The organism is Stappia sp. ICDLI1TA098 (genome assembly GCF_054880955.1).
In genome coordinates, this window is sequence record NZ_JBTZBT010000001.1 from 871,960 (window position 1) to 893,274 (window position 21,315).

The 21,315-nt window shown below is 66.1% G+C and carries 23 protein-coding genes; 11 read left to right on the forward strand and 12 right to left on the reverse strand.

Annotated features, from left to right (window positions below):
• Positions 1-24 precede the first annotated feature (24 nt).
• Positions 25-912, reverse strand: coding sequence for an NAD-dependent epimerase/dehydratase family protein (locus ACSLUQ_RS03955; RefSeq protein WP_461807750.1), 888 nt, complete (start codon positions 910-912; stop codon positions 25-27).
• Positions 913-1,082: 170 nt separating this feature from the next.
• Here ACSLUQ_RS03955 and ACSLUQ_RS03960 point away from each other — a divergent pair, with 170 nt between their 5' ends.
• Positions 1,083-1,517 (forward strand): DUF1489 family protein, encoded by a 435-nt coding sequence (locus tag ACSLUQ_RS03960; protein ID WP_417773991.1) that lies wholly within the window; start codon positions 1,083-1,085, stop codon positions 1,515-1,517.
• 12 nt (positions 1,518-1,529) lie between these two features.
• Here the strand turns inward: ACSLUQ_RS03960 and panC are convergent, their stop codons facing one another.
• A complete protein-coding gene (panC, locus tag ACSLUQ_RS03965) occupies positions 1,530-2,384 on the reverse strand; it encodes a pantoate--beta-alanine ligase (protein WP_417773990.1) in 855 nt (284 codons plus the stop codon).
• Positions 2,385-2,514: 130 nt separating this feature from the next.
• Here panC and ACSLUQ_RS03970 point away from each other — a divergent pair, with 130 nt between their 5' ends.
• Together ACSLUQ_RS03970 and ACSLUQ_RS03975 are read left to right on the forward strand one after the other, a co-directional pair.
• Positions 2,515-3,285, forward strand: coding sequence for a VWA domain-containing protein (locus ACSLUQ_RS03970; protein WP_461807751.1), 771 nt, complete (start codon positions 2,515-2,517; stop codon positions 3,283-3,285).
• A gap of 91 nt (positions 3,286-3,376) precedes the next feature.
• Positions 3,377-4,081 carry a DnaJ domain-containing protein gene (locus ACSLUQ_RS03975; RefSeq protein WP_461807752.1) on the forward strand — a complete coding sequence of 235 codons (705 nt, stop codon included), beginning with the start codon at positions 3,377-3,379 and terminating at the stop codon, positions 4,079-4,081.
• Positions 4,082-4,137: 56 nt separating this feature from the next.
• On the opposite strand, the gene ACSLUQ_RS03980 is transcribed toward ACSLUQ_RS03975, so the two are convergent.
• On the reverse strand, positions 4,138-5,694 hold the full coding sequence (locus ACSLUQ_RS03980) for a D-alanyl-D-alanine carboxypeptidase (protein WP_417773987.1): 1,557 nt from the start codon (positions 5,692-5,694) through the stop codon (positions 4,138-4,140).
• Positions 5,695-6,365: 671 nt separating this feature from the next.
• On the opposite strand from ACSLUQ_RS03980, the gene ACSLUQ_RS03985 reads away from it, so the two are divergent.
• The 6 genes from ACSLUQ_RS03985 (at position 6,366) to ACSLUQ_RS04010 (ending at position 12,254) form a co-directional block, all read left to right on the forward strand.
• Positions 6,366-6,698, forward strand: a complete 333-nt coding sequence (locus tag ACSLUQ_RS03985; protein ID WP_417773986.1) for a phasin family protein — start codon at positions 6,366-6,368, stop codon at positions 6,696-6,698.
• Positions 6,699-7,220: 522 nt separating this feature from the next.
• Positions 7,221-7,550 carry an ATP-dependent Clp protease adapter ClpS gene (gene clpS, locus ACSLUQ_RS03990; protein WP_417773985.1) on the forward strand — a complete coding sequence of 110 codons (330 nt, stop codon included), beginning with the start codon at positions 7,221-7,223 and terminating at the stop codon, positions 7,548-7,550.
• A 9-nt stretch (positions 7,551-7,559) separates the two neighbouring features.
• Complete coding sequence (gene clpA, locus ACSLUQ_RS03995; RefSeq protein ID WP_417773984.1) at positions 7,560-10,007, forward strand: ATP-dependent Clp protease ATP-binding subunit ClpA; 2,448 nt, start codon at positions 7,560-7,562, stop codon at positions 10,005-10,007.
• 141 nt (positions 10,008-10,148) lie between these two features.
• Complete coding sequence (locus ACSLUQ_RS04000) at positions 10,149-10,907, forward strand: AzlC family ABC transporter permease (protein ID WP_417773983.1); 759 nt, start codon at positions 10,149-10,151, stop codon at positions 10,905-10,907.
• Positions 10,898-11,260 carry an AzlD domain-containing protein gene (locus ACSLUQ_RS04005; protein ID WP_461807753.1) on the forward strand — a complete coding sequence of 121 codons (363 nt, stop codon included), beginning with the start codon at positions 10,898-10,900 and terminating at the stop codon, positions 11,258-11,260. The genes ACSLUQ_RS04000 and ACSLUQ_RS04005 overlap by 10 nt, the downstream gene beginning before the upstream one ends.
• A gap of 55 nt (positions 11,261-11,315) precedes the next feature.
• Complete coding sequence (locus ACSLUQ_RS04010; RefSeq protein ID WP_461807754.1) at positions 11,316-12,254, forward strand: phosphatase PAP2 family protein; 939 nt, start codon at positions 11,316-11,318, stop codon at positions 12,252-12,254.
• A 25-nt stretch (positions 12,255-12,279) separates the two neighbouring features.
• Here the strand turns inward: ACSLUQ_RS04010 and ACSLUQ_RS04015 are convergent, their stop codons facing one another.
• From ACSLUQ_RS04015 to ACSLUQ_RS04030, 4 genes are all read right to left on the reverse strand, one after another.
• Positions 12,280-12,720, reverse strand: a complete 441-nt coding sequence (locus ACSLUQ_RS04015) for an HIT family protein (protein ID WP_417773980.1) — start codon at positions 12,718-12,720, stop codon at positions 12,280-12,282.
• A gap of 218 nt (positions 12,721-12,938) precedes the next feature.
• The gene (locus ACSLUQ_RS04020) at positions 12,939-14,201 is read right to left on the reverse strand and encodes a GNAT family N-acetyltransferase (protein WP_461807755.1); all 1,263 of its coding nucleotides are present in this window, start codon (positions 14,199-14,201) and stop codon (positions 12,939-12,941) included.
• A 156-nt stretch (positions 14,202-14,357) separates the two neighbouring features.
• Positions 14,358-15,119: a glycerophosphodiester phosphodiesterase family protein gene (locus tag ACSLUQ_RS04025; RefSeq protein WP_461807756.1), complete on the reverse strand. Its 762-nt coding sequence runs from the start codon at positions 15,117-15,119 to the stop codon at positions 14,358-14,360.
• A gap of 93 nt (positions 15,120-15,212) precedes the next feature.
• The gene (locus ACSLUQ_RS04030; RefSeq protein WP_417773977.1) at positions 15,213-15,677 is read right to left on the reverse strand and encodes a RidA family protein; all 465 of its coding nucleotides are present in this window, start codon (positions 15,675-15,677) and stop codon (positions 15,213-15,215) included.
• Positions 15,678-15,922: 245 nt separating this feature from the next.
• Here ACSLUQ_RS04030 and ACSLUQ_RS04035 point away from each other — a divergent pair, with 245 nt between their 5' ends.
• On the forward strand, positions 15,923-16,774 hold the full coding sequence (locus tag ACSLUQ_RS04035) for a cell envelope integrity EipB family protein (RefSeq protein ID WP_417773976.1): 852 nt from the start codon (positions 15,923-15,925) through the stop codon (positions 16,772-16,774).
• Positions 16,775-16,783: 9 nt separating this feature from the next.
• On the opposite strand, the gene ACSLUQ_RS04040 is transcribed toward ACSLUQ_RS04035, so the two are convergent.
• Genes ACSLUQ_RS04040 through ACSLUQ_RS04050 form a run of 3 tightly spaced genes read right to left on the reverse strand, consistent with a single transcriptional unit; the run spans position 16,784 to position 19,098 of the window.
• Complete coding sequence (locus tag ACSLUQ_RS04040; protein WP_461807757.1) at positions 16,784-18,127, reverse strand: DNA polymerase IV; 1,344 nt, start codon at positions 18,125-18,127, stop codon at positions 16,784-16,786.
• Between the two features lie 49 nt (positions 18,128-18,176).
• On the reverse strand, positions 18,177-18,794 hold the full coding sequence (locus ACSLUQ_RS04045) for a hypothetical protein (protein WP_461807758.1): 618 nt from the start codon (positions 18,792-18,794) through the stop codon (positions 18,177-18,179).
• Entirely contained in the window at positions 18,784-19,098 is a 315-nt protein-coding gene (locus ACSLUQ_RS04050; protein ID WP_461807759.1) for a DUF3572 domain-containing protein, read from the reverse strand. The genes ACSLUQ_RS04045 and ACSLUQ_RS04050 overlap by 11 nt, the downstream gene beginning before the upstream one ends.
• A gap of 156 nt (positions 19,099-19,254) precedes the next feature.
• Here ACSLUQ_RS04050 and ACSLUQ_RS04055 point away from each other — a divergent pair, with 156 nt between their 5' ends.
• On the forward strand, positions 19,255-19,623 hold the full coding sequence (locus ACSLUQ_RS04055; protein WP_417773972.1) for a response regulator: 369 nt from the start codon (positions 19,255-19,257) through the stop codon (positions 19,621-19,623).
• A gap of 39 nt (positions 19,624-19,662) precedes the next feature.
• On the opposite strand, the gene ACSLUQ_RS04060 is transcribed toward ACSLUQ_RS04055, so the two are convergent.
• Both ACSLUQ_RS04060 and rpmG read right to left on the reverse strand, forming a co-directional pair.
• Positions 19,663-20,310 (reverse strand): DUF2799 domain-containing protein, encoded by a 648-nt coding sequence (locus tag ACSLUQ_RS04060; RefSeq protein ID WP_461807760.1) that lies wholly within the window; start codon positions 20,308-20,310, stop codon positions 19,663-19,665.
• Positions 20,311-21,006: 696 nt separating this feature from the next.
• A complete protein-coding gene (gene rpmG, locus ACSLUQ_RS04065; RefSeq protein WP_093806908.1) occupies positions 21,007-21,174 on the reverse strand; it encodes a 50S ribosomal protein L33 in 168 nt (55 codons plus the stop codon).
• Positions 21,175-21,315 lie beyond the last annotated feature (141 nt).

Genomic DNA, 21,315 nt, shown 5'->3' on the forward strand with positions numbered 1-21,315 from the left:
AGGGGCCGGCCGACGAGGCCGCGCCTATCCGGCGACGGGCAGCAGCGCGTCGACCAGGGCGGTGGCATCCGTGAAACGGGGCTGCCAGCCGAGAAGCTTGCGCGCGCCGTCGCCGCTTGCCCGCTGCGAACGGGCGTAGCCGGCTTCGATGTCGAGATCGGCGGGCAGGCAGGCCGGACATTGCGGGTGCTCGAGATCGAGCCGCAGCCCCGTCCGGTCGGAGACGAGCCGCATCAATTGCTCCATGGGAACGCCCTCGACGGCGCAGCCGATGGCGGTGAGGCGGTAGCGCCGCGCCTCGACGGCGCGCACGTAGAGGTCGGCGAGATCTTCAACCTCGACCAGCGGCCAAAGGGTCTCGCGACCGGCGCGGGTGGCGAAGGGGCGGCCGGTTTCCGCCGCGCGGCGCATGTCGGCGATCGGGCCGGCGTCGCGGGAGCAGACGAGCGCGGGGTGGATGACCGACAGCGCCAGGTGCCGCATGGAGGCAAGCGAGCGGATGGCGTTGGCGACATGGGCAAAGGCCGGGAGCGGGGCATAGGACGTCGTCTCGCGCACTGCGACGCCCGTCGTCTCGGGATAGAGCCAGACCCCGCCTGTCGTCACCAGATGAAACGGTTCGGCTCTCGGCGGCAGGGCTTTCAGCGCGGCGACGAGCCGGCGCTCGGCGCGATGGGCGCTCGCGTCGAAACTGTTGGCCAGGTGCACGAGGCAATCGCAGGACAAGGCGGCGTCGAGCCAGTCGCGCGGCTCGCCGATGTCGCCCGACCAGGCGGAGGCGCCGTGCGAGCGCAGACGCGCGCCAGCCTCCGGCGAGCGGGCAAGTCCGCTCACCCGATGGCCGCGGGCTATGAGAGCGGCGGTCACCGCCAGCCCGATCGTTCCGGTTCCGCCAGTCAGAAATACCTTCATGCAGCAAGGAAGGGCCGCATCTTCGATTCGCGCAAGCCCGTGTGCGCCCGCGCCGGCGAAGGCCGAGGCCCGGCGCCCGCAGCGGCATTGGCGCGCGACGATGTGTATAGCGGGCAAAGATGCGGCGGTTTCGGCTTTGCGCGGCGCGCGACCGGCCTATAACGGAGGGCATGACCCTTCATCTCGTCAAGCTGTGCGTCGGTGTCGATTCCTTCGAGGACCTGCAGGCGTGGATCGACTTCCGTCTCGCCGAACTCAAGGAGAACGGCGCGGCGGCGGAGCAGACCCATACGACCCGCATGGCGCCGACCAGAACCGGGGAACTGCTCGACGGCGGTTCGCTCTACTGGGTGATCAAGGGCGCGGTACAGGCCCGCCAGAAGCTGCTGGCGGTGCGTCCCTTCACCGACACCTCGGGTATCAAGCGCTGCCATCTGGTGCTGGAGCCGGTGCTGCATCAGACACGGCCGCAGCCGCGCCGCCCCTTCCAGGGCTGGCGCTATCTCAAGGCTGAGGATGCGCCCGCCGACATCCCCCGTCTCGAGGGCGGCGGCGATATTCCCGAGGCGATGCGCCGCGAACTCGCCGAGCTCTGCCTGATCTGAATGCGCTCCGCTTCAGCCGGGAAGCGTCACGGCCATGTTGTCGATGAGCCGCGTCGATCCGAGCCGGGCTGCGACGAGAAGGCGTGCGTCGCGGCTGTCCGCGTCGAGCGGGGCCAGCGTTTCCGCCGCGCGCAGCTCCAGATAATCGACATCAAAGCCGCCGGAGGACAGGGCGTCGACGCCGCTGGCGAGAACCGCGCCGGCATCGTCGCCGGCCTCGAGGCGGGCGACCGCGTCGCGCAGCACCTTCGGTAGCACCGCGGCGCGGGCCCGCTCGCTGGTCGCCAGGTAGCGGTTGCGCGATGACATCGCGAGCCCGTCCGCCTCGCGCACCGTTTCGCCGCCAAGGATCGCCACGGGAATATGGAGATCGCGGACGAAGCGGCGCACCACGCAGAGCTGCTGGTAGTCCTTCTCGCCGAACACAGCCACGTCGGGCAGGGCGGCGAGCAGCAGCTTGGTGACGACAAGGGCGACGCCGCCGAAGAAATGCGGGCGCGTCGCGCTTTCCAGACCCTCGGCCGGACCGCCGACAGCGAGGCTGGTGGCGAAGCCTTGCGGATACATTTCCCGCGCCGAGGGCATGAAGGCGCCGGCGACGCCTTCTCCGGCAAGCAGCGCGAGGTCGGTGTCCGCATCGCGCGGATAGGCGTCGAAATCCTCGGTCGGGGCGAATTGCGTCGGATTGACGAAGATCGAGACAACAACGAAGCTGGCCTCGGCCCGCGCCTGCCGGACGAGCGACAGGTGGCCTTCGTGGAGCGCGCCCATCGTCGGCACCATCGCGATGCGCTCGCCCCGGGCGCGTGCGGCCGCGACCGCCTGGCGCAGGTCGTCGACCGTGCGGTACACATTCGGTGTCGTCATCGCGGCGTTTCTCCCATCCCGTTGACCCGGCGAGTGTTCTAGCGTCATTTCGCGTCCATTGTTTGGAATTTTCCGCAATGCACGCCATATGAAATTTCAATGATGAAACCAGCTTGCAGGGGAGTGGCAGGTGGCCGGGAAAACCGACGACAGCACCGGAGCAAGGACGGGCCTCGAAACCGGAGGCGCGGCAAGGCCGCTTGACCGCGGGAGCCGGGGCGGGGCGGTTTCGGCCACCTCGAGCGGTAAGGTCTCGGCCTTTCTCGATGCCGCGCGCGAGACCCGCGGACTGGCCACCGCCGGGCGGCTCGTCATCGCGCTCGACGCCACCATGAGCCGCCAGCCGACGTGGGACCGCGCCTGCCATATCCAGGCGGAGATGTTCGAGGCGGCTGGCCGGGTCGGCAATCTCGCCATGCAACTCGTCTATTTTCGCGGCTTCGGCGATTGCGCCGCCTCGAAATGGGTGAAGGACGGGCCGACGCTGGCCGCGCTCATGAGCCGGATCGACTGCCGGGGCGGGCAGACGCAGATCCGCAAGGTGCTGCGCCACGCCATCGACGAAACCCGACGCCGCAAGGTGCAGGCGCTGGTTTATGTCGGCGACTGCGTGGAGGAGGACGTCGACATGCTCTGCGCACGCGCCGGGGAACTGGGCGTTCTGGGCGTGCCGGCCTTCATCTTCCAGGAAGGGCGCGAGGCGGGGGCGGAAACAGCGTTTCGCGAGATCGCACGGTTGACGGGAGGCGCCCACTTCCGCCTCGACGGGTCGTCTCCTGGCGAACTGGCCTCGCTGCTGAAGGCCGCCGCGGTCTATGCGGCGGGCGGTCGCGATGGCCTTGCGCGGCTGGAAAAGACCGGCGATGCCGGCGCCCGGCTGCTTCTGCGTCACGTCAGATAATTCATGGCGCTCGCCTGCCGCGCGGCCGGCGCCCAGGCTTGGGCTATAGTGCCGCCGCCTTTACCTGCCTGATCAACAAGGGGATGACGCAATGGGGTTTCTGCTGCTCGGCGTGGCAGTTCTCGGCCTGCTTTTCATGTTCGCGAGCTCGATGACCAGCGCCGATCCGGCGCGCCTTGCCCGTCAGATCAAGACCGGTGCGGGGGTGGCGCTGCTTGCCGGAGCGGGGGTGCTGGTCTGGGTCCGTCGGATCGACCTGGCGATGCTCGTCGGAGGCGCCGGGCTGGCGATGCTCGGTCTCGGGCGGGCGAAGGGGTTCCGGCCGGCGGGGAGTGGCGGAGGCGGGGGGCAGGTGTCCGTCGTCCGCTCGGCCTTCCTCGAGATGCGTCTCGATCACGACAGCGGCGACATGGAGGGGGAGGTTCTTGCCGGCACCCATGAGGGGCGCCGGCTATCCGAGTTTTCGGTCGCGGAGCTGGAGGGGCTCCTGCGGGAGGTGTCGGGAGATCCCGACAGTCGAGCCTTACTTGAAGCTTATCTCGACCGCCGGCATCCCGGATGGCGTGTAGACTTCGAGGCGGATGCTGCAGCGGGGCATGGAGCCGCGCCTGGCGCGGGCGCCATGACCAAGGAGGAGGCCTACCAGGTTCTGGGGCTTGCGCCCGGCGCCGGCCAGGCGGAAATCCGCGCGGCGCACCGCCGGCTTATGAAGCGCGTCCATCCCGACCAGGGAGGGAGCGGCTTTCTCGCCGCGAAACTCAACGAGGCGAAGGACCTGCTTCTCGATCATGACTGAACTCATAGATACGCGTTACACACTCAAGTCCGGCGCGACGGGCTGCGAGGCCCGCCTCACTGGTATACGGCGTAGCAGTTGAAGCGCTTGCGCTTCAGTGTCGAGCAGGCATTCCACGCGGCGGTCTTCGTCTCGAACCCGACGAAACGGGCGCGATAGAGGGTGGCGCCGCCGGAAGCGACCGGCTCCGTGTAGGGATCGTAGCCGCGCAGCGTGGAGCCGGCCGCGGTGCGCGCCTTCTTCAGCATTGCGACGGCCGCGTCCTCGCTGTCGGCTGCGGCGATCTGGACCTGCCAGCCCGGCTGCGGCTCGACGATGTTGTTCGTCGCCAGCGTCACCGAGGCGGACTTCGGCGCGTCCGGCAGCGGGCGGGCCTCCTGCTGTTGCGCCTGGGCGTTGGCGACATGGATCGCCTGGGTGCGCACGGAACGGATGGCAAGATCCGGGGCACGCGGGGTCGGCACCTGGTTGGCGCCCGCATAGGCCAGCGTCTTGCGACGCAGCGCGGCCTTGAGATCGGCCTTCTGCGGCACCGGGACGATGGATCCGGTGACGATCGGCTCGGACGCGGCGGAGGCGACCTGGATCGGCGCGGAGACGGGCAGGGGGATCGGAGCCGCCGGCGCGGGGGACGGCAGCGCTGCCGCGACCGCGACCGCGACGCTCGGCTTCAGATCAGGCACCGGCACATTGCGCAGTTCCGCATAGGCGGGACGGCTGCTTGCCGGCGCGGAGGCGACGAGCGCGGGGGCGGTGCGCCGGCCGCGGGTTGCCTTGGGAAGATACTGCGCGATCAGCTTCTTCATCTGGGCGTTGCGCGAGGCACCCGAGCGTCCGCCGAGCACGACCGCGACAACGTGGCGGCCGTCGGTCTCGACGTTGGTCACCAGGTTGAAGCCGGAGGCGCGGGTGTAGCCGGTCTTGATGCCGTTGACGCCGCGCACCTTGCCGAGAAGCCGGTTGTGGTTGCCATAGCGGCGGCCCTTGTAGGCGAAGGAGCGCTTGCTGAAGAGCTTGAAGTACTTCGGGAAGCGATCCTTGATGGCGCGGCCGAGCAGCGCCATGTCGCGCGCCGTGGTGACCTGGCGCTTGTCGGGCAGGCCCGAGGGATTGTGGAAGGTCGTGCGCTTCATGCCGATGCTGCGGGCCGTGCGCGTCATGCGCTTGGCGAAGCGGGGCACCGAGCCGCCGACATTCTCGGCGACGACGACGGCCACGTCATTGGCCGACTTGGTCACCAGCGCCATGATCGCGTCCTTGACCTTGATCGTGCTGCCCGGCTTCAGCCCCAGCTTGGAGGGCGGGCGGCTCGATGCGTATTTCGAGACCTTGAGGGGCGTCTGCATCGACATGCGACCCGCCTCGATTTCCTCGAAAAGCACATAGAGCGTCATGATCTTGGTCAGCGACGCGGGAAAGCGGTACGTGTCCGCCTTGTAACTGTAGAGGGTCTTGCCGGTCTTCGCGTCCACGACGATACCGGAATACTTGGAGTTGGCGACGGCGGGCATGGCCGCCAGTGCGGAAACGCCGAGCACAAGGCCGGCGAAAATCGTTCCGCGAAGGCCGATAGCGATAGCGCGTCCGAAACGCTTCACACCTTTACTCAGCACAATGTCACCCCATTCGGGCCAGGTGTTTCGGTCTCCGGAGCCTCGGGGCGCATGGCGCTCGCGTGTCGGCTCCGCTCATCTCAGCCGACCATGCCTCAAACAGGGTTACGAATGTCCAAACGCCATCGGGGAGCGATAGGGTTTTTCAAGGCATTCAGCCGTTTGCCATGTGCATGGTCGATACCGGAGAGTCGCAAAAGGCAGTTAATGTGCCGTTACCGAGCACCCCTGGAAGCGCTCGTTGACAGGGCGCACCTTGACCGACCGGGGCGTCTGTTTGCAACCCATCGGCGCCAAAAACGGCCAAAAGCCGGGCCGAGCGCGCCGCGCATGGGAGTCCAGGCGGGATTTTTTTGCGGGAAGCGAATTTCCCGGCTCGTCCGGCGCCGCTCCGACCGGGCGAACCGAAAACCCTAACCATTCGTTTGTGTCATGCAATACGGAGAACTGGTTATGCTGCAGTGCAAAATACAACCTTGACAAGATTTGTGCAGCGCATAAATATCAGGACGTAATCGATGTGCTCGATATCGAGATGCGCCGCCGGGGCGCCCGCTTTTGCGGTGCAACCGGTACGTTCTCGGCCTCGGGCCTAAAGACACGATCCCTCAGGCGCCCTCGTCAGTAAGACACGATCCGGCGCAACGGGTAACCATATGACAGGGGTTTCCATGATGAACGGATTTGAAGACTTCCAGAAGTTCGGCAAGGACAATATGGACGTCATGATGCAGAGCTTCGGCGCCATGACCAAGGGCATGCAGGCGATCGCCTCCGAGGTCGCCGACTACCAGAAGAAGTCTTTCGAGGATGGCTCCGCCGCTCTTGAGAAGCTCGTCTCCGCCAAGTCGCTCGACAAGGCCTTCGAGGCGCAGAGCGAATACGTTAAGGGCGCCTATGAGTCCTTCGTCGGCGAGGCGACCAAGATCGGCGAGATGTATTCCGAGATCGCCAAGGAAAGCTACAAGTCCTACGAGGGCGCGCTTTCCAAGGCTGCCAAGTAAGCCTTCGGATTTCGGTTCAGCGGCGGGCATCTTGCCCGCCGTTTTTCGTTTTGGCCGTGGTTTTCGCGGCTGGGCGTGCGCCCGCGGGTCATTTTGCAGAAACTTCTTTTTTCACCACAGCTTTCCTTCGCCGGCTTTTCTTGTCCCGTCGGCCGAGAGCGCGACATGCTCCCGAAAAAGTGAATGCACGATCACCGGCGCAAGATGCGTTTGTCGGGCCTGCCGACCATTGAGGTTCGGCGCGGATGCCATACATTAGATAACGCGGTCGCGTCGTGACCGCCGGCCTGAGCAGCAGCGCAGGGCCGATCCTCTTGAAGCGCTGCCTGTGCTCCTGGCCGATGAAACCGGGCGGGAGGGTGAAGTGGCCGCCCCGGGCAGTCCGGGGAAAACGCCCGGGCGGGATTGCGGGTTTCGGCCTGTCGCCGCAAACGGTGGCTTGCGCGAAGCGCGAATCCGGCTCAGGCTTCGCAAAACAATGAATGACAGGGTTGGCCCGTCGCGGCGGGCAGTGGAGTGACGATGACGAATGGACCAAAGCGCGGCGATGGCGACGATACCGGCAATCTGGTCGTCACCAAGACGCGGACGGTGGCCAAACGGCCGAACCTCTACCGGGTCCTCCTCCTCAACGATGACTACACGCCCATGGAGTTCGTCGTGCACGTGCTCGAGCGGTTCTTCCAGAAGGACCGTGAAGAAGCCACGCGCATCATGTTGCACGTCCATCATCACGGTGCGGGAGAGTGCGGTGTCTTTACCTATGAGGTCGCAGAGACCAAGGTAACGCAGGTCATGGACTTTGCGCGCAAACACCAGCATCCTCTGCAGTGTGTGATGGAAAAGAAATAGGGGGCACCTGTGCCTTCATTCTCCAGAAGTCTCGAAAAGGCCCTGCATCAGGCTCTCTCCTTCGCGAATGAGCGCCAGCAGGAATACGCAACGCTTGAGCATCTGCTGCTCGCCCTGATCGAGGATCAGGACGCGGCTGCGGTGATGCGGGCCTGCAACGTCGATCTCGACGCGCTGAAGCGCAATCTGGTCGATTATATCGACACCGAGCTCGAGAACCTCGTCGTAGACAATGACGATGACTCCAAGCCAACCGCGGGTTTCCAGCGCGTCATCCAGCGCGCGGTGATCCATGTGCAGTCCTCGGGACGCGAGGAGGTGACCGGCGCCAACGTGCTCGTCGCGATCTTCGCCGAGCGCGAGAGTCATGCGGCGTATTTCCTGCAGGAGCAGGACATGACGCGCTACGACGCGGTCAACTACATCTCCCATGGCATCGCCAAGCGTGCCGGCATGTCGGAGGCCCGCCCCGTGCGCGGCGCCGACGAGGAGGCGGCGACCGACGACGAGGGCGTGGAGAAGCCCAAGCAGAAGACGGACGCGCTCGAGGCCTATTGCGTCAACCTCAACGAGAAGGCGCGAGCGGGGAAGATCGATCCGCTGATCGGCCGGGATTCGGAAATCTCGCGCACGATCCAGATTCTTTGCCGCCGTTCGAAGAACAATCCGCTCTTCGTCGGCGACCCGGGCGTCGGCAAGACGGCCATCGCCGAGGGGCTTGCCAAGCGCATCGTCGACAAGGACGTGCCCGAGGTCCTGCTCGATGCGACGATCTTCTCGCTCGACATGGGCGCGCTGCTCGCCGGCACCCGCTATCGCGGCGATTTCGAGGAGCGGTTGAAGCAGGTCGTCAAGGAGATCGAGGATTACCCCGGCGCGGTGATGTTCATCGACGAGATCCACACGGTGATCGGCGCGGGCGCAACCTCGGGCGGGGCGATGGACGCCTCCAACCTGCTGAAGCCGGCGCTCGCCTCCGGCACGATCCGCTGCGTCGGCTCGACCACCTACAAGGAATATCGCCAGTTCTTCGAGAAGGACAGGGCGCTGCTGCGGCGGTTCCAGAAGATCGACGTCAACGAGCCGACGGTCTCCGACGCCATCGAGATCCTGAAGGGTCTGAAGCCGTATTTCGAGACCTTCCACAAGGTCCGCTACACCAATGACGCGATCAAGACAGCGGTCGAACTGTCGGCGCGCTACATCAATGACCGCAAGCTGCCGGACAAGGCCATCGACGTGATCGACGAGTCCGGAGCGTCGCAGAAACTCGTTCCCGAGGGCCGTCGTCGCAAGACGATCGGCGTCAAGGAGATCGAGATGACGATCGCCACGATGGCGCGGATCCCGGCGAAGTCGGTGTCCAAGTCCGACGAAGAGCTGCTGTCCAACCTGACGTCGACGCTGAAGCGGATGGTGTTCGGTCAGGATCAGGCGATCGAGGCGCTTGCGACCTCCATCAAGCTAGCGCGGGCGGGCCTGCGCGAGCCCGACAAGCCGATCGGCAACTACCTGTTCTCCGGCCCCACCGGCGTCGGCAAGACAGAGGTCGCCCGCCAGCTTGCCTCCTCGCTCGGCGTCGAGCTGCTGCGCTTCGACATGTCGGAGTACATGGAGCGGCACACGGTCTCGCGGCTTATCGGCGCGCCTCCGGGCTATGTCGGCTTCGACCAGGGCGGCCTGCTGACCGATGGCGTCGACCAGCATCCGCATTGCGTGCTGCTGCTCGACGAGATCGAGAAGGCGCATCCCGACCTGTTCAACATCCTGCTGCAGGTGATGGACCACGGCCGGCTTACCGATCACAACGGCAAGCAGGTCGACTTCCGCAATGTCATCCTGATCATGACGACCAACGCGGGTGCGTCCGACATGGCGAAGACGCCGATCGGCTTCAACCGGGTCAAGCGCGAGGGCGAGGATCTGGAGGCGATCAACCGCCTGTTCACGCCGGAGTTCCGCAACCGGCTCGACGCCGTCATCGCCTTCGGCAGCCTGCCGACCGAGGTGGTGCACCGGATCGTCGAGAAGTTCGTCATGCAGCTCGAGGCGCAGCTTGCCGATCGCGGCGTGACCTTCGAGCTGACGGAGAACGCCATCGCCTGGCTCGCCGACAAGGGCTACGACGAGCGCATGGGCGCTCGCCCGCTGGCGCGCGTCATCCAGGAGCACATCAAGCGGCCGCTGGCCGACGAGGTGCTGTTCGGCAAGCTCAGGAAGGGCGGCACCGTCAAGGTCTCCGTGTCCGAGGATGCGGAAGGACTGCTGCTGGAGAGCGTCGAGGAAACCATCGCCAGGCCCAAGGCCGAAAAGCCCAAGGCGGCGCGTCCCAAGCGCAAGCGCAAGCCTGCCGCGAAGAAGGCGGAGGCGACGAGCGAGCCGGCCAAGCCCGCAGGCAAGTCGGGTGGCGGCAGCGGCAAGCGCAGCCTGGTGCCCAAGGTTCCGTTGGCGGACTGAGATCCGTTCACGACGAGCTGATACAAACCGAAACGGCGCCCCTGGGCGCCGTTTTGCTTTTCACGGGCAAGCTGCTAGGTAGAATGACACGTCTGCCGTGCGGTTTGCCCGGCGTGCGCCCCGCCCGAGCGACAGTCCGTGATGACCAGCGATCCCGTTTCTCCAGATGCTCCCGCGCCAGACGATCTGCTCCCGGCCCGCATCTGGGCCCTGCGCGGCATGCGCGCGGCGGTTTCCATTCCGGCGCTGATCCTGACTGCCGCGTTTATCGGCTACGCCGGCCTTGCCCGGGAGAGCGGCCTGACGCTGGGCCAGACGCTGGCGATGACCGGGCTGGTCTGGGCGCTGCCGAGCATCGTCGTGCTGACGGGGGCGATCACCTCGGGCATGGGCATGTTGCCGGCCAGCATCGCCGTGGCGCTGGCCTCCGTGCGGCTGATGCCGATGACCATGGCGCTGATGCCGATCCTGCGTGACGACAACAGGCGCAGCCGCTGGCCGTTGCTGATCGCCTCGCATTTCGTTGCGGTGACGGCCTGGGTTTTTGCCATGCGCAATCTCCAGGACCTGCCGAGGCCGGCGCGGTTGCCGTTCTTCCTCGGTTTCGGCGGCAGCCTGACCTCCTTCGTCTTCTGCATGACCGGTGTCGCCTATGTGATGATCGACGGCATGCCGATCGCCCTGGCCGGCGCGCTTTCGATGCTGACGCCGATCTATTTCCTGTGCTCCATGTGGAGCGCCTCGCGGCTGCCGACCGACAAGGCGGCGATGCTGACGGGGCTCGTGCTCGGGCCGGTGTTCTTCCTGTTGCAGCCGGGCTTCGACCTGCTGTGGACCGGGCTGGTCGGCGGCACGCTCGCCTATGTCGGCATGCGCGTGGCGCGGAGGGGATGGCGATGACGGCCGCCGATGCCTGGTGGTGGCCCTATGCAATGATCCTTGTCGCGGGCTGGTTCGCCACCGACGTCTGGCGCTGGCTCGGCGTGTTGGCTTCCGGGCGGCTGCGCGAGGACAGCGAGGTGATGATCTTCGTGCGATGCGTGGCGACAGCGCTCGTCGCTGGCGTGATCTCGCGGCTCATCCTCTTTCCCATTGGCGCGCTGGAGGCCGCGCCGGTCGCCTTGCGCATCCTTGCCGTGGCGGTGGGCTTTGCCGCGTTTCTGGCCTCGCGGCAGCGGGTCGTCGTCGGTGTCGCGGTGGCCGAGGTGGTGTTGGTCGCCGGCTGGTTCGCGCTCGCAATTCCCGCCACTTAAAGCTTTCTTAGACCGCGCCTGCTATCGAGAGCCTGCGAAGGCAGCGGGGGGCGGAATGGCACTTCTTCCAGCAGAACGGGTCGTAGCAACGGGAATTGGCGCGATCTATCTGGTCGATGCCGTGCTTGTCGCGGTGCGCGGGGTTGCGATCGACTGGGCCGGCTATGCGCCGCTCGTCAGTGTCGGGCTCGGGGTGCTGGCGCTCGGGCTGTTCTACCGGCTGCGCCGGCGGGATCCGAACATCGCGCTCGCCGCCGTGAGCGCCGGCCTCTTCATTCTCTTCACCATCTCGGTTTCGGTGTTCAACTACCTGCTGCTGCCGGTCGGGCCGCGCCGGGTCGACGGGCTGCTCATGCGTATCGACGCGCTGATGGGCTATTCCTGGCCGGATCTGGTCATGGCGATGTCGGCGACGCCGATCTTCGGCAGGGCGCTTGGCTTCGTCTACATGAGCTCGCTGTTCCAGTTCGTGCTGCTGATCCTGACGCTCGGCCTGACGGGGCGGGCAGCCGAGCTGCACCGTTTCCTGCTCACCGGGGTTCTCGCTGTAACCCTGTCGATCCTGTTCTGGTTCGCCTTCCCCAGTTCCGGTCCCTCGGCCTATTTCGACATTCCCGTGGACGTGATCTCACGGCTTGGCATGGTGGTTGGACCGACCTATGGCGAGGAACTCAACCGGCTGGCGATGGAGGGTGTGTCGCTGATCTCGCCGCGCGATGTGCTGGGGCTGGTGGCGTTCCCTTCCGTCCATCTGGTCATGGCGCTGATGGCGGTGTGGTTTGCCCGCTCGGTACGGCCGCTGTTCGTGCTGCTCGTCCTTGTCAACCTGACGATGCCGCTGGCGGTTCTCCTGCACGGCGGACACCACCTGGTCGATCTTTTTGGCGGTCTGGCCGTCTTCGCGCTAAGCGTCGCGCTCTCCGGGCGGCTGCTCTCCGGCTCGATCCACGCGACGGATGCCGGGGGCGCTCCGCTTGGGCAGGCGGCGGGCTGAGCCGCCACCTGCCGGATCGTCGGCGTCAGTCGGCAAGCGCGGCGCGGATCCTCTCGGCGTGATCCGCGAGGACGCTCTGCTCGGCCATCGTGCCGGTGTGGGGCTTCAGCGCCACCCCCTCGAAGCGCGGAATGACGTGGACATGGGTGTGAAACACCACCTGGCCGCCGGCGCTTTCGGAGAACTGCTGGATTGTCGCGCCATCGGCGTCGAAGGCCTTGACGACGGCGCGGGCGAGCTTCTGCACGCTCGACATGACGGCAAAGAGGTCGGCCTCGGCGATGTCGAGGACGTTGCGCGAGGGAGCCTTGGGGATCACCAGGCAGTGGCCGTCGCCGCGCGGCATGATGTCCATGAGGGCAAGGGTCTTGTCGTCCTCGTAGATCTTCTGCGCCGGCAGTTCGCCGCGCAGGATCTTCGCGAAAACGTTCTGGTCGTCATAGGCGAGGGATGTGTCGATGGGCATGGATGCTCCCCTTGAATCGTCGCGCAAACCCGCGTCGACGGTTGATTGATCGGTGACCTTCTTGGCAGCACAGCCGGCGTCGGGGTTCAAGTTCTGATTCAACGGCAACTTCAGAAAGTGATTCACGCGGCTTGAGAAAATGATTCAGGCGAGCGCATCGCGTGTCGCGTCAGCGGGCCTGAAAACCTGAGTCGCCAGAATCACTTGGCTGAGGGTCTTCAGGTCTTCCTGAAGGGGGAATATTCGGCGCGGATCGCCTCGCCCTCGAGCTGGACGGCGTCGCGCTCCTGCTCGAGATAGTCGGCAACCGCCCGACGCAGGCCCGGGTGGGCGATGTGGTGGGCGGAGTACGTGGGGGCGGGCAGATAGCCCCGGGCAAGCTTGTGCGCACCCTGCGCGCCCGCCTCGACGCGGGCGAGGCCTCGGGAGATGGCGAAGTCGATGGCCTGATAATAGCAGACCTCGAAATGCAGGAAGGGGTGGTCTTCCGTGCAGCCCCAGTTGCGCCCGAACAATGTGTCGGAGCCTATCAGATTGAGCGCGCCGGCGATCGGGCGCCCCTCGCGCCGCGCCATGACGAGCAGCACCCGCTCTCCAAGCCTCTCGCCCAGCAGCGAGAAGAACCGCCGGTTGAGATAGGGTCGGCCCCACTTGCGGCTTCCGGTGTCCCGATAGAAGGCGTGAAACGCGTCCCAGTGCGCCTCGGTCAGGTCCTTGCCCGTGACCCAGTCGATCTCGATGTCATTGGCCAGCGCCTCGCGCCGCTCCTTGCGGATCTGCTTGCGCTTGCGCGAGGCGAGATCGTCGAGAAATGCCTCGAAGGACGCATAGCCGGCATTGAGCCAGTGGAACTGTTGGTCCATGCGGCGCAGGAAGCCCTCGTCGCCTGCCGCCTGCCATTCCGGTTCGGTCATGAATGTGATGTGAACCGAGGAGGCCTCGCGCATCTGGCAGAGCGCGGTGACGCCGCCGAGCAGTGCGCCGATCGCCGCCCGGCGATCGATGCCGGCGCTGGTCAGGAAGCGCCGTCCGGTTGCCGGCGTGAAGGGGACCGAGCACTGAAGCTTGGGATAGTAGTTGCCGCCCGCGCGCTCGAACGCATCCGCCCAGGCGTGGTCGAAGACGTATTCTCCCATGGAGTTGTTCTTGAGGTAGCAGGGCAGGGCGGCGACGGGCTTTCCGCGCGGGTCTTCCAGAACCAGGTGCTGGGGCAGCCAGCCACTTTTCGCGCCGACGCAGCCGCTTTCCTCGAGAATCGATAGAAAGTCGTGGGAGATGAACGGGTTGAACGCGGTTTCCGAAGAAAGCGATTCCGCGCCCTGAGATGTTAATTCAACTCCGACATCGCGGGAGAGCGCCCCTCCGGGGCCGAGTGTCCAGCCGGGATTGGCGAGCGCGTCCCAGTCGTGGCGAGAGATATCGCCCAGGCCCCCGATCGCCGTCAGGCGGAAGTCATCGGTGTTGTCTTCGTGCGAGCTCAATGGTTGCGGCTCCGTCCCGGCGTCGCGGGCCGGTCTCCTCGTTGTCGTGAGCGTGCCTGCCTGGCCAGGATCCGGGCGCGCCGTGTCACCTTCCGCATGCTCAATGTAGGTCAGCCGACGGGCGGGGAAAAGGCCGCGCCCGGTGGAGAAACCGGATCAGGCCGCGTCGGGATCGAAACCTTCGAACACGATCTGGTCGGCGAAGTGGGCGGCGCGCTCCCTGTCCTCCGCCGTGCGCACGGTCCAGGTGATGATCGGCAGTCCGAACACGCGCTTGAGGAGCGAAGGAGCGATGGCCGGAAGGTCCTTCACCCAGTAGGAAACGAAGCTCGGGCGCGTGCGTGCCGCGTAGAGCATGTGGCGCAGGGCGAAGCGGTCGATGCGCGAGGCGCGGCCCCATTCCTTCATGTCGCGAGCCCCGTCGCCGAGCGCGCCGCGCGGGATCTCGGGAGCCGCCGCGCGCATCAACGACATCATGTCGGGATCGAAGGACTTCACCGCGAGCGGCCCCTGATAGGCTTGCAACTGGGCGGCGATGCCGGCGACCCATTCGGTCGACGGCTGGCGGGAAAAGCGCGACTTGAGCTCGATGCAAAGCCCGGCCTTGCCGTTGACGAGGGCGAGAAGGTCCTCCAGGAGCCACAGCTTGTCATCGCTGCCGCGCATCGACAGGCGGCACAGTTCGTCGGCCGTGCGGGCGCGGATGTCGCCGGTCTCGAAGGTCAGCCGGTCGAGCCTGTCGTCGTGGAAGACGATGGCCTTGCCATCGGCGCTCTGCTGCAGGTCGACCTCGATGGCGAAGCCCTTTGCAACGGCTGCCTCGACGGCGCTTGGGGAGTTCTCGAGCCGCCCGGCGCTCGCGTCGTGGTATCCGCGATGGGCGATTGGCCGCTTCGTAAGCCAGGAAATGTCGCGCATGGGTGGAGCAGGACCGGATCTGTGGAGGGAAAGGGGGGAGGTAAAGGGGCTCCGCCCGCCGCGAAACCGGCGGGCGGGGAGGTGCCGGCGGGATCAGGCGATCTCGAAGATCGCCTCGACCTCGACGGCGACGCCAAGGGGAAGAGCGGCAACGCCGACGGCCGAACGGGCGTGGCGGCCCTTCTCGCCCAGTGCCTCGACCATGAAGTCGGAAGCGCCGTTGACGACTTTCGGCTGGTCGGTGAAATCGGGCGTGGAGTTGACGAAGCCGACGATCTTGACGAGCTGGACGATCTTGTCGAGGTCACCCAGGGCGGCCTTCGCCTGGGCGAGGATGTTGATGGCGCAGAGGCGGGCGGCGGCCTGTCCGTCCTCGACGGAGGCGTTCTCGCCGAGCTTTGCCTTGTACTCCGGGCCGTTCGGGCCCATCGGCACCTGGCCGGAAATGAAGAGCTGGTTCCCAGACTTCATGTGCGCCACGTAGTTCGCCACGGGGGCGGCCGGTACGGGAAGCGTGACGCCGAGTTCGCCAAGCCGTGCCTCGATGGTTCCGCTCATGCTTTTTCCTTTCGTGGGCAGGAGCCCGGTCGCGCTTGCGTCTCGCGGGCAGTCCGTGTGACGTGATGGCGACACGGTGCTGCGAATCCTCGCGGATGCCGCCGGGCCGCCCCATTCGCCGCGGACAGTGACGCAAATCGCCGGGGCCCGCAAGCGAGGGCCCGCGGTCCCCCGCGCACGCGGGGGCTGGCCGAAGCAGGCGAGATGCGCGAGACTGACGCGCGAAGGTTTCTAGGAGACGACACATGGCAGGATTGTCCGCGCGCCGCGCCTTTTCCGGACTGGCCGGGCTTGCTCTGGGCGCGATTGCGGCGGGCGTTCCCGCTGCCGGAGCGATGGAACTGCTGACCCACCGCGCGGTCTACGACCTTGCCCTCGGCGAGCAGCCGGACGGGGCGGGAATCGCAGGTCTGCGCGGGCGCATGGTCTATGAGATCACAGGAGGGCCGTGCGAGGGCTACAGCGTGGCGTTCCGCTTCGTGACGCAGGTCTCCGACGAAAGCGGCGCGGTGCGCGTCACGGACCTGCAGACAAGCTCCTACGAGGAAGCTTCGGGCAAGACCTTTCAGTTTCTCTCCAAGACCTATGTGAACCGCGCGCTCAGCGAGGAAACGCGCGGTCGGGCGGTTCATGCAGACGGGCGAATCGCGCTGGCGCTGAAGAAGCCCGAGAAGCGCGACACCGCGATCAACGGCAAGGCGCTGTTTCCGACGGAGCATCTGCGACGGATGCTCGATGCCGCGGAGCAGGGCGAGACGATCTTCATCGCCGATATTTTCGATGGCTCGGATACGGGCGACAAGGTCTATGAGACAACGGCGGTGATCGGGCAGCGCCGCGACGGGCCGGGCGCGCCGGAGCGCGACGATGCCAAGGCGGTGGACGCCATCGGGACGGCCGACCACTGGCCCGTGACCATTTCCTATTTCGACGAGAAGAGCGACGAGACGGGCGAGCGGACGCCGGTCTACCAGCTTTCCTTCCTGCTCTATGAAAACGGCGTCAGCCGCCGGCTGACGCTCGACTATGGCGACTTCACGCTGAAGGGCAACCTGTCGGAGTTCACGCGGCTCGAGCCGGTCGCCTGCGGCGGCTGAGGCCGCGCCTCACGAGCGGTCGCGCTGCGGGCGGATGTCGGCGGCGCGCGTCAACCCGAGTTCCACGGAGTTACGGCCGAATTTCTCGCGCAGCGCGTCGACGGCGCGCTCGGCCTTGGCTCGTTGACCGGCGGCCGGATCGACGAGGTCGTCCGGATCGGCCTGCACCGGATCGGCGAATTCCGAGACGCCGATGCCGATCAGCCGGTAGCGCCGTCCGTCGACCTCCGGTCGCAACAGCGCATCGCCGGCGGAAAAGATCCTGTCGGCGAGCTGGGTCGGGTCGGAGAGGCTGCGCGACCGGGTGACGGTGCGAAACTCCGACGTCTTCAATTTCAGCGTCACCGTGCGCCCCGCCAGTTCCGCCGACTTCAGGCGCTCCGACACCTTTTCGCTGAGCCGGCGGAGCACGGCGCGCAGGCGCTCCAGATCGGCGATGTCGGTATCGAAGGTGGTTTCGTTGGAGACGCTTTTCACTTCCCTGTCGGGGGACACGCTGCGGCGGTCGCGCCCGTGGGCGAGTTCGGCGAGCCGCAGGCCCATGGCGCCATAGCGGCGGGCAAGGTCGACGGGATCGCGCGTCTGGAGCTGGCCGATGGTGCGGATGCCGTCGGCAGCTAGTTTCTCCTGGAACACCTTGCCGACGCCCCAAATGAGACCGACCGGCTTGTCGGCGAGGAAACCGGCCGCCTCCGCCGCGCCAATGACCGAGAAACCGCGCGGCTTGTCGAAATCGGAGGCGATCTTGGCCAGAAACTTGTTGGCCGCGAGGCCGACGGAGACGGTGACGCCGATGTCGCGCTCGATTTCGCGCGCCAGGCGGGCGAGCGCCTCCGCCGGGGTTGCCCGATGCAGCTTCTGCGTGCCGCCGAGATCGAGGAAAGCCTCGTCGATGGACAGCGGCTCGACAAGCGGGGTGAGCGCCCGCATGCGTTCGCGGATTTCGCGTCCGACGCGGCCGTATTTCTCCATGTCCGGCTTGATCACCACTGCATCCGGGCACGCCTCGAGCGCCTTGAACATGGGCATGGCGGAGCGAACGCCGCGAATGCGGGCAATGTAGCAGCAGGTCGAGACGACGCCGCGCTTGCCGCCGCCGACGATCACTGGCCTGTCGGCGAGCTCCGGGTTGTCGCGCTTCTCGACTGAGGCGTAGAAGGCATCGCAGTCGATGTGAGCGATGGAGAGGCTGTCGAGCTCGCGATGGCGCAACAGGCGCGGGCTCCCACAGACCGGACAGCGCGGACCGAGGCTGCCGCCGGGCGCAAGGCGCTGCGGGCGGGCGCCACAGTCGCGACACAGCGGGCGCGCCGTTGCGGGGCTTTCGCCCGCATCATGCTCACTGGGGGCCATGGCGACGTTCATCCGGCCCCTGCCGGCAGGCGCGGGCCGCGATCCTTCTCTAGCGGGCGAACAGGCTCGAAATATACGCCTCCGCCCGGCGCCAGTCATCGGTCTTCAACGCCACGCCCTCGACATCCTCCGAGAGCGCCAGAAAGCGCGGATCGGCGACGAAGTGGATGCGGCGGGCACCCGGAACGGTCTCGGCGACGGAGCGCAGATGCGCGGGGCTGTCATCGAGAAACACCACCGGGGCTGCGCGATCTCCGGCAAGCCGCGCGGCAGCCGCGCCCTTCGGGCCGGCATTGACGACGAGGGGATAGGGCATGGCGTTGCGGGCAAGCGTGCGTGCCCGCGTCTCCTCGTTCCAGGGGCCGGGCAGATTGGTCAGAAAGACGATCTCGGCACTGGCCGAGAGCCTCTCGAGTGCCGCGGCGGCGCCGGCGACCGGGCTCTGGCGGCCGACCCATGCGTCATAGAACGCCTGGAGAATCGGTTGCAGCGCGGGCTGGTCGAGCGCGACGCCATCCGCCCCGGCGATGTTGCCAGCAAGCCGGTAGCGATGGCTCAGGAAGCGCAGGTCGCGTTCGGCCAGGAAGGTTTCTAGGTGGCGGATGAAATGCAGCGTCACCTCGTCCACGTCGCAGATGACCAGCGGGCGGGAAACCTCAGAGATCATCGTCCTCGAGCGCCTCGCGGCCTTCCGTGTCCAGCGCGAAGCGGGCGGAGGCAAAGGTGGTGGGGCGGTGGCCGCGCGCCTCGCAGAAGGCAAGCAGCAGCGATTCGTGCCCCATGTAGAACTCAAGCACGCCGACAAGGAAGCCGGGCTCGCTCGCCGCATCGCGCAATTCCGCCGGACCGATGCCCGAAAGTGCCAGGAAACGGCCAAGATGCTCAAGGTCGCCAGCTAGATAGGCAAGCGCGTCGGTGGCCAGAGCCTCGGCCGCTGCCACCTGTTGGCGGGATGGACGTCGCTCGGTCATTCGTGTTTGCCTTTCCGAAACGAATTCTCTCTACGATATATGGTACCTATCGTGGGAAAGGGACCATTGCCAGCAGCTCTCGCGTGATGATGTCTGGAGACATATATGCGCAGGACTGAGGCTGGCCCGGTGGGCACGGGGACGAAGGCGATTATTATGGCTAAGACCGTGCTGATTGTTGAGGATAACGAACTCAACATGAAGCTGTTTCATGACCTGCTGGAAGCGCACGGATATCAGACGCTGCAGACCCGCACTGGGATCGAGGCGCTGGAGCTTGCGCGCGCCCATCGTCCAGATCTGATTCTCATGGATATCCAGTTGCCGGAAGTGTCCGGCCTGGAGGTGACCAAGTGGATCAAGGAGGATGACGAGCTCAAGATCATCCCGGTGATCGCGGTCACCGCGTTCGCGATGAAGGGCGACGAGGAACGCATCCGCCAGGGTGGATGCGAGGCGTATATCTCCAAGCCGATATCGGTGGCGAAGTTCCTGGAGACCGTCCGCTCCTATCTGGGAGACTGAGGCGGCGGTATCCGCCGCCCCGGTCCGGTTTCGACGGGACTATTCGCCCCGGTATCCAGGGATCACCCGCGACGCCTCTGCGTTGACGGAGGAGACCGCCATGTCGTAGGCGCGGCGGCGGTCGTTGAGCTCGAAGCGGGCATCCTGCAGTTCGAAGCGTGCATCGTCCATCCGCTGGCGCAGCGTTTCGCGCCGGTCGCGGCAGGCCTCGCGCTGGTCGCGCTCGACATCGCGACAGTTGAGTCCGTCGAGCTTCGTGCGTGTCTCGCGCAGGCGGGACTCGGCCGAGGAAATCCGCCGTTCCGTATCACGCAGCCGGTCCTCCGCCTTCCAGATGCGCCGGCCGAGGTCGTGGCTCTGGCGAAACAGGGCGGCCGTCTGCGCCGGGCAGACGGGCGACAGCTCCTTGCCCTGGCGGCCCAGGGAGAAGCCGTTTTGCGGGGTGCAGTAGAGTCGCACGCCCTGGTGCCAGCCCGCCATATAGGCATCCGCGTCCGGGGTGATGCCGTAGCGGCCGCAATCCTTGACCACATCCTCGAATCGCTTCGTCAGGTGACCTTGCGCGCCGTCGGCCTTGCCAAGCTCGCTCCAATCGCCGGCGACGCATTGCTCCTTCGAAACGGTTTCGCAGCCGGCCAGCGCGAGAAGGCCGGCGATGAGGAGGGGGAGGGCAATCGAAATCTTCATGACGGGGCGCATCCTTGCTGCGGCGGCAGGGTCCTGCCCGCCGGGCAACGCCCCCGGGCGGCCAACATCATCCCCAGGCAGGATCGAGATGCAACTTTGCCGGTGGACCGTGTGTGAGAGATGCCGCGGGTCCGGACGTATTGCAAAGAATCTCGATAGCAATGACAAGTTGGTCAAAAGTTCGCGCAATAAAATTACGTAGGCCAGCCATTAACTGCGTTCATTTACATTAAAAGAAAATAAAATCTTAACAATCAACCGTTGCCGTTGATTCGGCTGACGCTTTGGGTAGGGTGGCTTCGGTCTGGTGGGGCAATCGTCTCGCTCCGGACATGAAATCCCACGGAACGTTCAGGTCCGCCGCATCTCCTGACACCGTGGGTTGACCGGCGTCCCCTTGGGTCCGAGTGGCCTCAATGATCCGAGGGGACGCCGGTCGCCTATCCCCCTCCGACCAATCATCTTCCCACAGAGACCTGCTTTCGCGCGACGACAGGTGTGTCCGTGCCGTGTTCTTGGCCATTGGCCGGGCCAGGCCGCGCGCCACCCTCCAGACATGCGAAAGGCCCCCGAGGGGGCCCTGGCGGAGCGTCTTGCGGAAGCGCTGGCATGAAAAGAGAAGCCGCGTTTCTGTTTGCGCCCGTCTCGCGGGGCCGGAGGCGTCCTGCGCCCATCCGGCCCGTGCTGCGAGGAAGATTACTTGATCTTCGCTTCGCGGAACTCGACGTGCTTCTTGGCGACCGGGTCGTACTTCCGCTGGACCATCTTCTCGGTCATCGTGCGGGAGTTCTTCTTGGTCACATAGAAGAAACCGGTGTCAGCCGTCGACAGCAGCTTGATCTTGATGGTGTTGGCCTTGGCCATCGCTCTAGTCCTTGCACTGGTGTCCGGCCGTACGTCGCGGGCTCCTGAAATCGGAGGGGGACGCTCCACCGGCTGGTATGGGGAAACTGGCGCGCACCATACGTTTCGCGCGGTTAAAGTCAAGCGGCAAGCAACGGCATC